The organism is Spirosoma koreense, assembly GCF_054777875.1.
Map to the genome: position 1 here is coordinate 2,480,971 of NZ_BAAHAC010000022.1, position 15,740 is coordinate 2,496,710.

Below are 15,740 nucleotides of genomic sequence, written 5' to 3' on the forward strand. Positions count from 1 at the left end.
TTATACATTATTCATTGTCCATTATACATTAAACAACACGCTCTTGGAGTATCCATCCAAACTTATAGAAGACGCGGTCAACGAGGTGTCGAAGCTGCCGGGGATTGGGAAGAAAACGGCCCTGCGGCTCGTGTTGCACCTGCTGAAACGCGACGAAGAACAAACTGAAACGCTGGCCCAGAGTCTGACGGCCATGCGAACGAAGGTGAAATACTGTCGTCAGTGCCATAACCTCTCGGATCATGATCTGTGTAGTATCTGCGCCAGCCACAAGCGCGATCAGTCGCTGATCTGCGTCGTGGAGGATACGCGCGACGTACTGGCCATCGAAAATACGGCGCAGTATAAAGGTCTTTACCATGTTCTGGGCGGAATTATTTCGCCCGTGGAAGGCATTGGCCCGAGCGACCTGCAGATCGACTCGCTCATGACCCGCCTGAGCGGTACGGAGGGCGAGCAGGTGCGCGAGATCATTCTGGCCATTAGCCCAACGATGGAAGGCGACACAACGGCCTTTTATCTGCAAAAGAAACTCAAACCGTTTAACCTCAAAATCTCGACCATCGCCCGGGGAGTACCCATTGGGGGCGACCTCGAATACGCCGATGAGGTAACCCTCGGGCGCAGTATTCTAAGCCGGATTGCTTACGAGTAAGTTACAGAGCGCGGGCACAAGCCCGCGTTTTTTGTATGGAATGGCGGCCTTTCCTCTGCATTACGCGTAAGTACGGGCGGGCGCTTTTGCTTTCGGAGCATAAAATCTCGTTTCTTTGCGCCTGTGCCGCATGTACCTTGAACATTCGCCCGATGAATGGGTTTTGTTTTCAGTGACGTTAGCGGCATAAACGCTTTTAGTTTTCCAAAAAACCAACATTCGCATGAATCGCTCCGAGTTTTTGAAACTGGCCTTTGGGGCCTCGGCCGGGCTGGTCGCTTTCCGCTCGTTTGGGCTCTCGCCCGCGCAGGCTGAAGGACCTTTTAAGTTACCCCCTTTGCCTTACGATGCCGGTGCGCTCGAACCGCACATCGATAAAACGACGATGGAAATCCACCACGGCAAACACCACAAAGCCTACGTAGATAACCTCAATAAAGCGGTTGCGGGAACGGATATGGCCAAAATGGACATCGATGCGCTAGTGAAAAGCGTGAACGCCAGTACCCCAGCGGCCGTGCGTAACAATGCGGGCGGTCACTGGAACCATACCTTCTTCTGGAACATTATGGGCCCCAGCGCCGGGGGAGCACCGAAAGGAGCCCTGGCCGACGCGATCAATAAGAAATATACCTCGTTCGATAACTTCAAAACCGAGTGGGGTAAGGCCGCTACGGGCCGTTTCGGATCGGGCTGGGTGTGGCTCATCAAAAACGGCAACGATGTCGAAATTGTCTCGACGCCCAACCAGGATAACCCGCTGATGGCCCTGGCGGAGAAAAAGGGAACACCCGTGCTGGGCCTCGACGTATGGGAGCACGCCTATTACCTTAAATACCAGAATCGTCGCCCCGAATACGTAACCGCTTTCTGGAATGTAGTCGATTGGAATAAAGTCGGGAAGCACTTCGGAGCCTAACCGATAGGTTTGTAACGATGCCCTCGCGGATGTCTTCTGTGCCGGATGGTTCTGGCTACCTTACAGGAGACCTCGGCGAGGGCATCTTTATATTTATTGAGTCTAAACTTTCGTATTTTTGTGCAAATTGAATTCGATTATGGCAGTAGAAGAACTGTACGATGAAATTCCGTCGCTGGACTTGGCGGATTTCACCGCTGGTGACCCTGAGCGCAAGGCTCGTTTTGTGCAGGAGTTAGGGCGTGCGTTCAATCAGATTGGCTTCGTGGCGATCCGCAATCACGGCCTCACAGATGAGTTGACAAAACGCCTGTACGATTCGGCTCAGGCGTTTTTCTCCGCCCCCGACAGCGTAAAACAAAAATATGAACACCCCGAACTGCACGGGCAACGCGGCTACATCGGCAAAGGGAAAGAAACGGCAAAAGGCTTCAAAGTGGCCGACCTGAAAGAGTTTTACCACATCGGTCAGCCTGAGCCCATCGGCGATATGCCCGCCAATGTGTTTCCCGAAGAATATCCTGAATTCAGCGAAGCGACCCTGACGGCCTACAAAACCCTCGAAAATGCGGGTAAACAGCTGCTGCGCGCCATTGCCCTGTACCTCGAACTGCCCGAAACGTACTTTGACGACAAGGTTCAGCAGGGCGACAGCATCCTGCGGGCGCTGCATTACTTTCCGCTCGATCCGGAAACGACGCCCGATGGAGCCGTACGGGCCGCTGCGCATGGCGATATCAACCTGATTACCCTGCTGATGGGAGCCTCGGCCGATGGCCTGGAAGTGCTTCGGCGGGATGGTAAATGGATCGGCATTACGGCCCTGCCCGATCAGGTGGTGGTCAATGTGGGGGATATGCTCGACCGGCTGACGAACCACAAACTGAAATCGACTATTCACCAGGTCGTCAATCCGCCCCGTGAAAAAATGAACCAGTCGCGGTATTCGATTCCGTTTTTCATGCACCCCCGCGCCGACATGAACCTGAGCAGCCTGGAAAGCTGCATCGATGCGCAGCATCCCAAACTATACGTCGACATGACAGCAGGCGAATTCCTGGATGAACGCTTACTGGAACTGGGTCTGAAAAAGAAATAGTCAGTCGATGGTCATTTCGTGGTCATTGATTGTCCTTTAATAGCCTACAATGAATGATCACGAATTGACCATCGACTGATCACCAATGACCACCCATGTCTCCTGAATGAAAGCCATCACGGAATGATTCCACATCTGCCCACCGTTAAACCCGTCCGTCGCATCCGGTACATCATCTTTCTGAAAGATGTGCTGATTCTTGCCCTGACGACGTTTGGCGGTCCGCAAGTGCATCTGGCCATGCTTCACGAACGGTTCGTGCAGAAACGGCGCTACCTGACGGAGGATGAACTGCTGGAGTTGAACGCACTGGGGCAGGTGCTGCCGGGTCCGACATCTACCCAAACCATCACGGCCACAGGCTTCAAAATAGGCGGACCTAATCTGGCTTACATTACCCTGCTCATCTGGATTCTGCCGGCCGTAAGCATCATGACGGCTGCCGGCATCGGTATTTATTACCTGGAGAAGCACCAGCTATCCCTGCAATTTACCCGATTCATCCAACCCATGGCCGTGGGCTTCATGATCGTAGCTGGGTATCGGATCGGCCGTAAAGTGATCAAAAATAAGATAAGTCTGGCGCTGGCGCTTACGGCGGCTCTGGTTGCCTATGTGTTCCGCTCGCCGGTTATGACGCCCATCGTGCTGCTGGTGGGCGGGGTCACGACGGCGCTGACTTATCAGAAACAGGAGCGGATGGAGAAAAAACCGTTGCGGGTGCAGTGGGCCAACTTTTTCCTCTGGCTGGGAGTCTTTGTCGGAGCGGCTATTCTGGGGGCAATCACCCAGTCGTTGCCCGTACGCTTATTCGAAAATTTTTACCGAAACGGTAGTTTCGTCTTTGGGGGCGGCCAGGTGCTTACGCCCATGCTCTATAATGAGTTTGTGGCCTTTAAATGCTACCTGACCCACGAAGAGTTTCTGTCCGGACTCGGGCTGGTGCAGGCCGTGCCGGGCCCGGTTTTTTCCTTTGCGTCCTACATCGGAGCCTTGTCTATGCGTGACGCGGGCATGCACGGGCAACTTTGGGGCAGTATCGTATCTACCGCCGGAATTTTTCTGCCGGGTACTTTCCTGATCTTCTTCGTTTATCGTTTCTGGGAGCAGCTCAAGCGCTACCGGGTCGTGCGGGCGTCATTGGAAGGCATCAATGCCGCCAGTACCGGACTGACAGCGGCAGCCGCCATAGCCCTCTTCGAGCCCATGGCGCCCCACTGGCCCTCGGTGGTGATTGTCTGCCTGACCATCGGCTTGCTCCTGTATACTAAAATACCACCGTATGGGCTGATAATCGCGGGGTTACTGGCTGGAGTAATTCTTTAGAGAAGGCCGGCTATCAATGGGCTATCAGCTGGAGTAGCCAGGCCGTAATCAGGCCGCCGTAAGTACCCAGCACGTGACTCAGCACCGCCAGCAACACTCCGACAGGCGCCAGAGCCGGATGAAAGACCGACGCAACCGCCGGAGCCGTCGATACGCCACCGATATTCGCCTGGCTACCCACCGCAACGAAGAAATAAGGAGCCCGAATGATGCGGGCTGTAATGAGCATCGCCAGGATGTGAATCAGCATCCAGATCACAGCGACCAGAAACAAACCCATATTTCCACCCAGGTTAGAGAGGTCGAGCCGCATGCCGATGGTCATGATCAGGAAATAAACGAACAGTGTAGCCAGATCGGTCGTTCCCAGTTTCTCCAGCTTCCGTAAGCCTGTGAAGGACAGGATGATGCCAAGGGTTGTAGAGAGAATGACCACCCACAGAAAATTAGACGTAAACGGGTCTAAGCCATACGTGGCCAGGGTCGCTTTATATGGCTGGAGGTGGGTGGAAAATACATAAGCGAGAGCGTGGGCCAGAGCACCTCCACCAAAGCCAAGGGCTAATATGGTACTTAGATCCAGTAGATTGGCGGGCCGGTCGGGGGTTTCCTTATACGCCAAAATGCGCTCTTTTACTTCCTCGATCGAACTCGTGTCGGCGCGTAACCACCGGTCAATTCTGTTCCGATAAGCGGCTCCGTAAATCAGACAGGCCGTCCAACTGGTCGCTACCACCGCATCGACGACCAGCACGATGGCGAAAAGCGCTTCACTGCACCCGTAAATTTCCTTCAGCGCCAACTGGCTGCTGCTGCCGCCGATCCAACTGCCCGAAATAGTCACCAGTCCTTTCCAGTATTCGTTCGCGATGGCCTGCTCGCGGAAGCCCGGCAGTATCCACATAACCAGTTGAAAAGCGATGGGTGCGCCAACGATAATCCCCAGGGTACCCGACAGGAACGTAATCAGTGCTTTCGGACCCAGCCGCGCAATGGACCGCAGGTCGGCGGTGGAGGTGAGCAGCACCAGGGCCGCAGGAAGCAGGTAAGTCGTCGATACTTTGTAAAGACCGGATTGTTCGCCAGAAATAATGCCCAGACTATTCAGCGAAGCCGGAAAAATATAGCACAGCAGCAGCGAGGGAACGTACGTGTAGACCCGTTGCCAGAAGGGATGTTCCGACTGGGAGGTTCTGAAAATCAGGGTTAGAACAACCAGGAAAATGCCCAGAATAATGGCATCGTTCGTAATCAGCGGTTCGTGCATTTTTTGTTATCCCGACAAAGGAGGGATCTTATAGTTAATGAATTCTCAAGATCCCTCCTGCCGCACCGGCGGACCGGTCGGGATGTCAAAACTTAAAATCCGGCGGCCTGGCCGTCTTTCCGGGATTCGGTAGCGCCGTGGTAAATTTTATTTTTGGCATCGTACATGATAGCCTGATAGCCACCGTACCCACCGAGTCCATAGCCGATTTTGTGCCCCCGACGCATTAGGTCGCGGATGGTTTCGTACGGATAGCCTGCTTCGAGCGTAATCTGCCCTGCGTCGACCATTTTCTCGCCCGTTGGCTCCGACGACCCCTGGTGGTCGATTCGGGGGGCGTCGCCCGCTTCCTGTGGATTCATGCCGTAGTCGATCATATTCATGATGATCTGAACGTGACCCAGTGGCTGAAAGCTACCACCCATCACCCCAAAGCTCATGAATGGCTCGCCGTCTTTGGTGATAAAAGCTGGAATGATAGTCTGAAACGGGCGTTTGTGGGGCGCGTAGGTGTTGTTCTGTCCGTCGATCAGGCTGTACAGCTCTCCCCGGTCCTGGAACATGAAGCCCAGCCCATCGGCGACCATGCCGGAACCGAAGCCCCGGTAGTTGCTCTGAATCAGCGACACCATGTTGCCTTCGCCGTCGGCCACGGTCAGGTAAATGGTGTCGCCCTGTTTTAGCGCCGGATTGCCTGCTTCTACCCGGCTGGCCGCCCGGTTGAGATCAATTAGCTTAGCGCGCTCGGCCGCGTACTCCTTGCTGATAAGTTCTTTGACCGGGATTTTGGCGAAAGCCGGATCGGCGTAGTACTTAGCGCGGTCTTCGAAAGCCAGCTTTTTGGCTTCGACAAAACGATGAATGTGCTCGGGGCTGCCCCAGGGAATCTTCGAAAAATCGTACGGTTCCAGCAGGTTCAGCATTTGCAGCGTAGCGATACCCTGGCTGTTTGGCGGCAACTCCCACACGTCGTAGCCCCGGTAGTTGGTCGAAACGGGTTCTACCCATTCGGAGGTGTGGTCGGCCAGGTCTTTGGCGCTGAGATAGCCACCCATTTTTTTCATGAAGGCATCGATGGTCTGGGCAATCTCGCCTTTATAGAACGCGTCGCGCCCCCCTTTGGCAATTTTCTCCAGGGTATTGGCCAGGGCTGGATTTTTGAAAATTTCGCCCCGCTTCGGCGCTGTGCCATTGGGGGCGTACGTTTCCATCACGTTTGGGTATTTGCCGAATCGGCTGATCATCGACGGCCAGTAAAAAGCCGCTTCGTCGTGAACCGGGTACCCTTCACGGCCGTATTTGATGGCGTACGACAGGATTTTGGTCATGGGTGCTTTGCCGAATCGCTTGTGCAGCTCAAACCAGCCGTCTACGCAACCCGGCGTGGAAACCGGCAGCGGCCCATCGGAGGGAATGTGTTTGAGTCCCCGCTTCTGAAACTCTGCCAGCGTGAGCGCATACGGCGACCGGCCCGATGCGTTCAGACCGTACAGTTTTTTGGTTTTGGCATCCCAGACGATCGCGAACAAATCCCCACCGATCCCGTTGACGTGTGGTTCCACGAGGCCTTCCATGGCGTTGGCGGCTATGGCGGCATCGATGGCATTGCCCCCGGACCGAAGCACGTCGACGGCCGCCTGCGTCGATAGGGGGTGGGAAGTACAGGCAATTCCGTTTCGGGCCATAACGACCGAGCGCGTGGCAAACGCTTTGCCCATCAGGCGGTCCTGCGCCGACCCCGGCGCGTATAAAGCAATCAGAATGCTGGAGAGGAGGAAGATTTTTTTCATGTAGCGGTTGTATGAAGTTCGTGACGAACGGAAACCCGGTTGAGAACCGTGCTACAAGATAAGTAAAGTACATACAGCGTCAGCAGCGCGAACCGCGAATTTTAAGCAGGCTCAGCACCGGACCGACGCTGTTGTGCTGGCTTTCTCCGACGCGCGCGTTTCCCGATAAAATAAATAATTCCAAACACACAAATGACCGAGGGTACAATCTGGCTATACGGTTTGAAATTGACCAGAACCGTCCCCGAAAAAGCCGAAAGAATAGCGCTGTAAGCCGACAGCATTTTGTAAATGTGCTCGTAGAGCCACCAGGTTTTCAATCGTCGGTACAGCCAGAAATACTTGACCAGATCATAGCCGGCTACGAGCCCTAAGGCCGACAGAGTCGGGTAGATGACAGCTGGCGACCAGCTATTTTCCTCTGTTTGTAACGACCAAAGAAACAGCCCGCCGGCCGTCAGCACCATGAGTGCCAGTAGCGCATCGATACCGGAAGCCCGCCGTTCGCGTAATCGAACTGTGCGGTAGCCGGAATAGCCCACATACCCACTCAGGAGCGTTAGCAGCAGCAGAACTGAATTGGCGCGGAACAGAGCAATACCGATAAACGCTGTGAAAACGACAACCGTGAGCGCATACAGAAAATACCGCCCATACCGGATGTGTCGTTGACGCTGGTTTTGGAATAGGATCGCGAGCAGGCCCAGCCCTAACCCGATTGTGCCAAACAGAATGTGGGTCATGGTATTGAGTGTATGAAGCGTATGCATGGAAACCGTCGGTCGGGTTTTGTGATGGACTGACCGACGGTCAAAGTTGGGCCTGGGCAAAAGCTGCTCCAAGCCGAAAGTGACCAGGTGATGTTGCCTGTGACGAAAGCCGTTTGTCACGTACTGCATGACCGTGCAGATTCTCCGTCGTAATTTACCGGTATGAAAATCAGTCGGCTCTTCGATTCGTTTTTGGCGCGCAATATCATCGGACTACTAGTCCTGATGGTCGCTCATTACCTGACCGATTGGTACGCCATCGATCAGCGACCCGGAATTTTAAAAATAACCCCGTATCTGTACCTGCTTCTACTGTATGGCTGGCTGGTCGTTCATGACCGGGTGCTGTTCGAGCGGTTGTTTCTGCAAGGGAAAAAAGTCGCCTATTTCGGCTGGCTGTTCTTATGCATGGCGCTAGGGTCGTTTAATATGAATTTCATTCTGCGTACCGAATTCGACATTTCGCGTTCGCTACCTTATCTGGTTAATTTCTGGGTTTATACCGTAACCGGGCTGGGTGTATTTGTCACGTACCGTTATCTGCGCGCCCAGCAAGTCGTGGTGCCTCCTCCAGCTACGGTCGCTATAACATACGAAACGGGGTATTTTTCCTGTACCGTCGATGGGGTCCGGCAGACGATCCCGTATGCCGATATCCACTATGTCGAAAGTCTCGAAAATTACCTCAGGATCGCCACCCGGCCGAAAACGCTCGTCACGCGGCTGACGCTGAAAGAAGCCGAGGACCGGCTACCCAGGCCACTGTTTGTCCGGATCAGCCGGTCGATCATCGTGAATGTAAGCCACGTCGACAGCCGGGAGCCGGATGCTGTCCGAATCGGCACTAAAGAACTGCGCATCGGCAAGGTCTACAAGCGATACGTGGCGGAGCAATGGGCGAACAAGTAGAGTCGAAGGGATCGTAAACTACGTTTCACCTACCCGATCACCCTCAAAATGGGCGTTAATACCGTTTGCTAAAATGGCCGCGCTTTTAATCCGGTTGTCAGGAGGAAACTGTTGATTTATAGCGACTTTGGGTCTGGAAACTAAACCCTCATACTCATGCGAGACGTAATAATAGCCGCTAATCAGAAGTTCATGGAAGTCTTTTCGGCCGGAGCCGCCACGATGGGCGATCTTTATACGAAGGATGCAAAAATTTACCCACCCGGCGGAGATCCGGTTTCGGGCAGTACGGCCATCGGTACGTTCTGGAAAGGTGCTTACGAGGCCGGCGTCAAACGGGCCAGACTGGATACGGTAGAGGCCGAACCCGCCGGAGATCAGATTGTCGAGGTAGGAAATTTTACGCTTTTCGGCGACGGCGATACGCAACTGGATACGGGCAAGTACCTGGTCGTCTGGAAACAGGATGCCGGAACCTGGAAACTCCACCGCGACATCTGGAATACGAGCGTATCAGGACAATAAAACGAACATGACTTCCCGAAAGCCAGTGCTTTCGGGAAGTTGTTCCGGCTTAATTACTGGGTAATTTCACCTGAGGTATATTCGTAGGTCCCTAATCCCAGCACTTCGCTGGTTTGTTTGCGGAGTTGCTGGCCCAGTTCAGGGTTATTGGCCAACACCTGCCCATAACTCGGAATCATTTCTCTGAGCTTAGTCTGCCAGTCATCGGTAGCCAGTTCCTCCGGAAAACAGCGTTTCAGCAGATCGAGCATGATCGACACGGCGGTCGAAGCACCCGGCGAAGCACCCAGCAGGGCGGCAATGCTACCGTCGGCCGCGCTCACCACTTCGGTGCCAAACTCGAGTACGCCCCCTTCGTGTTCGTCTTTCTTGATTACCTGCACCCGCTGACCGGCAACTTCCAACTCCCAGTCTTCCATTTTAGCATCGGGGTAGTATTCACGCAGGGCATTCAGCCGATCTTCGGGCGACTGCATGACCTGCTGAATGAGGTATCGAGTCAGCGGAATGTTATGCAGGCCTGCCATCAGCATGGGAGCCATGTTACTCAACTGAATAGATTTGGGCAGGTCCATGTAAGACCCGCTTTTCAGAAATTTCGTCGAGAAACCCGCGTAAGGGCCGAACAGCAGTTCCCGCTTGCCATCGATCATCCGGGTATCCAGGTGCGGCACGGACATCGGCGGAGCGCCAACGGACGCTTTTCCGTATACTTTAGCCTGGTGCTGCTCGATAATGTCGCGATTGGTGCACTTGAGCCACTGTCCACTGACCGGGAAACCACCAAAACCCCGGCTCTCGGGAATGTCCGACTTTTCGAGCAGGCGCAACGAACCTCCGCCCGCGCCAATGAACAGAAAATCGGTCTGGATTTCCTTTTCCTGATTGGTCGTTACGTTTTCGATCCGCAGTTTCCAGCCACCGAGCGACTTCGAGCGCCATAGGTCGCGGACTTCATGAGCAAAATAAATACGAACGCCCGGCATGTCGTATAGCCGCCGGAACATCGCCCGCGTGAGCGCCCCAAAGTTAACGTCCGTACCAATGTCCATGCGCGTAGCGGCAACGGGCTGAGCCGGATCGCGGTCTTTCATTACCAGCGGCATCCAGTCGGCCAGCTGCGCGGGCTCTTCCGAATACTGCATGCCGTGAAACAGGTAATTTTTCTGCAGGGCGTCGTACCGTTTGTGCAGATAGTCAACGTTTTCAGAGCCCCACACAAAACTCATGTGCGGAATCGACCGGATAAAGTTAGGCGCATCGTGCAGAAACCCCTGCTGAATCAGATACGACCAGAACTGCTTCGATTGCTCGAACGACTCCGCAATTTTGATTGCTTTGCTGGTGTCGATAGAACCGTCTTCTTTTTCGGGAGTATAATTCAGTTCGCAAAAGGCCGAGTGACCGGTTCCGGCATTGTTCCAGGCGTCGGAGCTCTCGGCGGCTGCGCTGTCCAGACGTTCGTAGATGTCGATGGTAAGGTCGGGTTGTAACTCTTTCAACAGCACACCCAGCGTTGCACTCATAATGCCAGCCCCGATCAATACGACGTCGGGACCTTTTTGTGTCGTTTTTTTGCTTTTCGCCATGGTAATAAACAGGCAGGTTGATATTCGTTGATAACTCAGAACTTGGTAACCGTATGAACTGTTTTTCTGACAGGATCAACAAAACCAACAGGATTGTACTGGAGAAAAATCCGGTTGATCTTATTCATCCGCTTAGAAACGCTGGAAAATCTTTTCCAGGCATTTAATGGTGATCAGGTACGTCGGTTTAACGCCCAGAGTTCCCAGACTACCCGACGCCAGCGTGGCGCCTGTCAGCAGCGGATTGTCGGAAGCATAATACGCGTACCGTACTCTGATCTTGGCCGGAACGCTGCCCCGGATTTTGGATTGAGCCTGTATAGCTTTCTGATAGTGAGCGCCTTCCATTTCCAGGCCGATGGCTTTCCACGACGAGTTTCGGAAATAGCTCAGCACCTCTTTGTTCTGTAATGAGGTGCCCAGTACCGTAATCATTGCCCCCTGGTAGACGCCAAGCCCGTTGCCGTCAAAATCTTCTTTCCGAAAATCATTGTCCAGCGGGTAGTTGTCGGCCGTGCCTTCGAAGATGTGGGATGTCGGAATCATCAGGTCTCCTTTGCCACCGGTCAGTATACCCGCTTTGCCAATGATCGAAATCGACGCCACATTCAGCGGAACCGTTGCCTCATTGTGTTCGTACGGTTTCAGCAACTCGTCCATGGTTTCGAAGGCCTGCTCGCCAAAGGCATAATCCATCACCAGCAACAGGGGTTGGTTTTCCCGGATAAAGTCCGGGTCGTGGGTGATTTCGGGTGATAACCGGCTGGTATCCAGGTGAGCCGTGTCGATGAGCTGTACCAGCAGACTTGTGCCGCCGGCGTCTTTCAGGATATGCATGCCATGATTGGCCGCGTAGTCACTGACCCGCTGGCGAAGTTCCCGCTGGCTGGATTGGCTCAGCGTCAGCGCCAGGTCATAAAGGCTGTCCCAGGTAGTTGCGCCCTCCAGAGCGGCCGGCCCGTAGAGGCAGTTCATCACACTGTGTGGATTGGCACTGATGATATGAATAGGGCGGTCCTGCAGGTTATGTTCCCAGATGTACTGTTTCAGGCGGGTAGCCCAGCGCTCGCCGTACAGGTGCTGCCCGATACGATCGCGGAGCATGGGGGTGAAGTTGATTTCCCGATCCGATTTCGACTCCCGCAACTCCCGCACCGAGACGGTTCCCAGTCCGTACACGATCTGAAACAAACCATTGTTCGTTCCGGCCGTTTCGGCAAAGCGACTGTAGGCCAGCTGAGTTTCTTCGAAAGTTCGGCCCAGAATCGAGCTGAGGTACATCAGCGCCAGTTCACGTTCGTCGTCCGAGACGGTACCTCCCGACCGCACGATCGCTTCCAGCTTCTCCCACTCGCGGGTGCGGTTACCCCGCTCTTCGAAGACGTTGCGCCGGATTTTGTCGGCTTCCATGAACATAAACGTCAGGTGAGTCAGGATATCGTAGATTTCGCTGCGGCCATTCGTGACCTCGATCACCATCTGTTCGGGGTCGATGCGGTAGCAATTGCGTCGGCGTTTGGCCGGAATCAGCACCGGAAAGTGCGAATGCTCGAAGCCTTCGCGGGAGGCCAGGGTAATCACCCGGCAGGTTTCAATGCCTTTCGGGAGCCGGTCCATGACGTAGACCAGCCCATCCAGTTCCACCCGCTGTGGATCGCTGACCAGACCGTATATTTCGGGTTGCAGGGTTAGCAGCGCCCGACGGATTTCTTCACCGGAAACGCCCGACGGTTTGTAAAAACCCCGGTTGAACAGATGCCGCATGGTAATGTACAACCGTTCGATAGCTACCCGGGATTCCTGGGCGCGGGTGAGGGGTGGAGAGGAGACTGGGTTCATGACCCAAAGGTACGGGGGAAAAAACTCTCCGGCAGGATTTACGGGCTGAACAGGATGGCTTCAGGCTTAAAATCCAATTCATCCTGTAAATCCTGTCAAAAATAAAATAGGTTGGGTACTTTTGGCGCATGAACGACCTGATTCGGCGTGTAGGATTGATGGGTTTATGCTGGCTTATGCTCTGCCAGACGATGTGGGCGCAACCCGCTCCCCCCACACCCGTCGCGCCGGAGCCGGCCGGAATCAACCAGGGGCGGTTTATCGGAGTACTGGTCGGTACGGCAGCCTTTTATACCATTACCCTGCTGGTGCTCCACAAGCAATGGTATAAAAAGAAAGTGCCTTTTCACAGCTTCAATGACAACGGCGAGTGGCTCCAGATGGATAAAGTTGGTCATGCGGCAACAGCCTACTGCATGAGCCGGGGTGGGTATGAGCTGATGCGGTGGAGTGGTGTGAACGAGCAGGCCAGCGTACTGACCGGTGGGCTGCTGGCGCTCCTGTTTCAGACGACCATCGAGCTCTACGACGGCCACTCCGAAGGCTGGGGATTCTCGAAAGGAGATGTGCTGGCGAACGTAGCCGGTACGGCTTTGTTCATGGGGCAGCAGTACGGCACGGGGCAGCAGGTGGTGAGTATGAAATACGGTTTTCGGAAAACCATTTTCCCCCCGTATCGCCCCAATCTGTTAGGGAAAACTACCGGCCAGCAGATGCTTAAAGATTATAACGGGCAACAATACTGGTTGTCGGTGAACCTGGCTTCGGTGCTACCGGTTGGGCCGTCCTTTCCGCGCTGGCTCAATCTGGATCTGGGCTACAGTGGGAGCGGCATGACGGGCGGTCATGAAAACCCGCGGACCTTCGACGCGAACGGCAGGGAAGTGAAATTCACGCGGTACCGGCAGTTTTTCATCTCACCCGACGCCGACCTGTCGCGGATCAGCACGTTTTCGCCGTCGCTCCAGCGGTTCATCGGGACGGTGCAGTTTTTCAAAATACCGGCGCCCTCGCTGGAATTTAACCGGATCAACGGATTGCGCTTTCACCCGCTCATCCTGCCAAAAGAGTAAGAGTTTATTGTCCACAGAGGCACAGAGAACACAAAGTCTTCTCCGTGTTCTCTGTGCCTCTGTGGACAATGATTTTTACACTAAGGTTAAATCTGAGATATCATTTCAGTTCGCCGGGGGTAACCATGACGCCTTTCTTGCGATTTTCCCGCAGGACGGTCAACTGGATGGCCCGGCCGATGGTGTCGTCGGTCAGCAGGCGGTGCAGGTCATCGACGCTGGCGATGGATTGGTCGTTGAAACCCACGATGATGTCGCCCTCGCGCAGTTCGCTATTGCCCGCGACCCCGTCGGCTTCGACGCTGACCACCATCACGCCGGTTTTCACCGCGAGCTGGTTATACTGCTTGATGCGTTCGGTAAGGTTAATCAGTTGACCCGCTATACCCAGATGGCCCCGACGAACCCGGCCATTCATGATCAGCTTGCCCGCCACCAGCGCAGCCAGGTTCGACGAAACGGCAAAGCAGATGCCCTGCGCGGGTAAAATGACCGCCGTATTGACCCCGATCACATCCCCGTTGGAATTGACCAGCGGTCCACCCGAATTGCCTGGATTCAGAGCTGCGTCGGTCTGGATCACATCGTCGATGAGCCGCCCGGATTCAGAACGCAGGGTTCGGCCGAGGGCGCTGACCACCCCGGCCGTCAACGAATACTGAAACCCATACGGATTGCCCACCGCAACGGCGATCTGGCCCACCTGCACCTGTTTCGAATCGGCAAAGCGAATCGCTTTCAGGTTGTCGGCGTAAATTTTAAGCACGGCAATATCGGTAGCCGGATCACGACCGATCAGCGTCGCTTCGTAATCACGTGAGTCGGGTAGCGAAACGCTGATCTGCGTTGCCCCGGCTACTACGTGATTATTGGTGATGATGTAGCCATCGCTGGAAATGACAAAGCCCGATCCGGTGCCGCCATCCTGAGGTTCCCGCTCCGGTGGGCGTCGCTGGGGCGGCACCGTGTTTTTGCGATCGGAGGGAGAGCCGGAACGTCGGCCACTCACCTTGATCTGCACGACCGAAGGGCTTACTTTTCTGGCAACATTGACGATCGTATGGGAGTACGCATCCAGCAGGACCGCATCCTGGCCCGCTGGTCCGCCGGCCTGCTGAGGCCCCTCGGCGAAAATGACAAACGTAGTGTTCATGCGTGAATATGTTTAAATAAGCGTAGGGGAACCCTTCCACGATCCGTTCCAGGCTTGATTTCCGAGGCTTTATCTCCGCTCAACAGTCATTTTGTCACTACGCTTACTGGAATTGTGAGGCAATGGGTTGACTCATATGAATAAATCCTTTACTTTCGGTTAAAATGGCAGATGAGCTTATGGCCTTTGATGAATACCTGATTCAGAAACGTATTAATGCTGAACGTTTTGAGCAGGAAGAGCCCGACCGGTATCACGAATGGAAGGAGGAGTTCGGACAGATGCATCCGGAGAGTTTTACCGCTCAGAAGAAATTTCTTTTAAACGACACACGAAGAAAGTACCTTGCTAACGAATAAATTTATTAAGCGGTCTGAAGGCCAGACTGGATCAACCTTTACCTTCAATTCACTTTGGCATGAGTCTCACACTTGGCGAATTGCGCGGCATAACCAATGCCATCCTCAATGCCCTGAAAGCACAGGGTATCAGCGATAGCGATGAACTACTGGAAGCTACGAAAACCCCTTCAGACCGGAAAGCGCTGGCTGCAGCCAGTGGCGTCGATGGGTCGACTATTCTGGAGCTGGCCAACCGCTCCGACCTGGCCCGCATCAAGGGCATCGGCCGGGTTTACAGTGACCTGATGGAAGAAGCGGGCGTCGATACGGTTAAAGAGCTGGCCCAGCGGGTACCGGCGAACCTGCACGCTAAACTGATCCAGATCAACAGTGTTCGGCAGTTCACGCAGCGCCCACCCTCCGTGGAGCAGGTTGGTGATTTCATTGAACAAGCCAAAAGCCTGCCCCCGATGCTGGAATACTGA

The 15,740-nt window shown here is 54.5% G+C and carries 15 protein-coding genes; 9 read left to right on the top strand and 6 right to left on the bottom strand.

Annotated features, from left to right (window positions below):
* The first annotated feature begins 43 nt into the window (after window positions 1-43).
* The 4 genes from recR to chrA all read left to right on the top strand — a co-directional run bounded on the left by recR (window position 44) and on the right by chrA (window position 3,999).
* Window positions 44-655, top strand: coding sequence for a recombination mediator RecR (gene recR, locus ACYVC2_RS23785; protein ID WP_461106448.1), 612 nt, complete (start codon window positions 44-46; stop codon window positions 653-655).
* A 223-nt stretch (window positions 656-878) separates the two neighbouring features.
* A complete protein-coding gene (locus ACYVC2_RS23790) occupies window positions 879-1,574 on the top strand; it encodes a superoxide dismutase (protein ID WP_461106450.1) in 696 nt (231 codons plus the stop codon).
* A 139-nt stretch (window positions 1,575-1,713) separates the two neighbouring features.
* On the top strand, window positions 1,714-2,673 hold the full coding sequence (locus ACYVC2_RS23795) for an isopenicillin N synthase family dioxygenase (protein ID WP_461106452.1): 960 nt from the start codon (window positions 1,714-1,716) through the stop codon (window positions 2,671-2,673).
* A gap of 123 nt (window positions 2,674-2,796) precedes the next feature.
* Entirely contained in the window at window positions 2,797-3,999 is a 1,203-nt protein-coding gene (gene chrA, locus ACYVC2_RS23800) for a chromate efflux transporter (RefSeq protein WP_461106454.1), read from the top strand.
* 13 nt (window positions 4,000-4,012) lie between these two features.
* Here the strand turns inward: chrA and ACYVC2_RS23805 are convergent, their stop codons facing one another.
* The 3 genes from ACYVC2_RS23805 to ACYVC2_RS23815 form a co-directional block, all read right to left on the bottom strand.
* Entirely contained in the window at window positions 4,013-5,266 is a 1,254-nt protein-coding gene (locus ACYVC2_RS23805; protein WP_461106456.1) for a DUF819 family protein, read from the bottom strand.
* Between the two features lie 92 nt (window positions 5,267-5,358).
* Complete coding sequence (ggt, locus tag ACYVC2_RS23810) at window positions 5,359-7,056, bottom strand: gamma-glutamyltransferase (RefSeq protein ID WP_461106458.1); 1,698 nt, start codon at window positions 7,054-7,056, stop codon at window positions 5,359-5,361.
* A gap of 101 nt (window positions 7,057-7,157) precedes the next feature.
* Window positions 7,158-7,826 carry a hypothetical protein gene (locus tag ACYVC2_RS23815; protein WP_461106460.1) on the bottom strand — a complete coding sequence of 223 codons (669 nt, stop codon included), beginning with the start codon at window positions 7,824-7,826 and terminating at the stop codon, window positions 7,158-7,160.
* Between the two features lie 162 nt (window positions 7,827-7,988).
* Here ACYVC2_RS23815 and ACYVC2_RS23820 point away from each other — a divergent pair, with 162 nt between their 5' ends.
* On the top strand, window positions 7,989-8,735 hold the full coding sequence (locus ACYVC2_RS23820; protein ID WP_461106461.1) for a LytR/AlgR family response regulator transcription factor: 747 nt from the start codon (window positions 7,989-7,991) through the stop codon (window positions 8,733-8,735).
* Window positions 8,736-8,891: 156 nt separating this feature from the next.
* Entirely contained in the window at window positions 8,892-9,260 is a 369-nt protein-coding gene (locus ACYVC2_RS23825; protein WP_461106463.1) for a YybH family protein, read from the top strand.
* 53 nt (window positions 9,261-9,313) lie between these two features.
* Here the strand turns inward: ACYVC2_RS23825 and ACYVC2_RS23830 are convergent, their stop codons facing one another.
* Window positions 9,314-10,849, bottom strand: coding sequence for a malate:quinone oxidoreductase (locus ACYVC2_RS23830; RefSeq protein WP_461106465.1), 1,536 nt, complete (start codon window positions 10,847-10,849; stop codon window positions 9,314-9,316).
* A gap of 132 nt (window positions 10,850-10,981) precedes the next feature.
* Complete coding sequence (locus ACYVC2_RS23835) at window positions 10,982-12,688, bottom strand: DUF6909 family protein (RefSeq protein ID WP_461106467.1); 1,707 nt, start codon at window positions 12,686-12,688, stop codon at window positions 10,982-10,984.
* 128 nt (window positions 12,689-12,816) lie between these two features.
* On the opposite strand from ACYVC2_RS23835, the gene ACYVC2_RS23840 reads away from it, so the two are divergent.
* A complete protein-coding gene (locus tag ACYVC2_RS23840; RefSeq protein WP_461106469.1) occupies window positions 12,817-13,761 on the top strand; it encodes a DUF2279 domain-containing protein in 945 nt (314 codons plus the stop codon).
* A 100-nt stretch (window positions 13,762-13,861) separates the two neighbouring features.
* Here the strand turns inward: ACYVC2_RS23840 and ACYVC2_RS23845 are convergent, their stop codons facing one another.
* Window positions 13,862-14,914, bottom strand: a complete 1,053-nt coding sequence (locus ACYVC2_RS23845) for a S1C family serine protease (protein WP_461106471.1) — start codon at window positions 14,912-14,914, stop codon at window positions 13,862-13,864.
* 179 nt (window positions 14,915-15,093) lie between these two features.
* On the opposite strand from ACYVC2_RS23845, the gene ACYVC2_RS23850 reads away from it, so the two are divergent.
* Window positions 15,094-15,273, top strand: a complete 180-nt coding sequence (locus tag ACYVC2_RS23850; RefSeq protein ID WP_461107231.1) for a hypothetical protein — start codon at window positions 15,094-15,096, stop codon at window positions 15,271-15,273.
* 59 nt (window positions 15,274-15,332) lie between these two features.
* Window positions 15,333-15,740: a DUF4332 domain-containing protein gene (locus ACYVC2_RS23855; RefSeq protein WP_461106473.1), complete on the top strand. Its 408-nt coding sequence runs from the start codon at window positions 15,333-15,335 to the stop codon at window positions 15,738-15,740.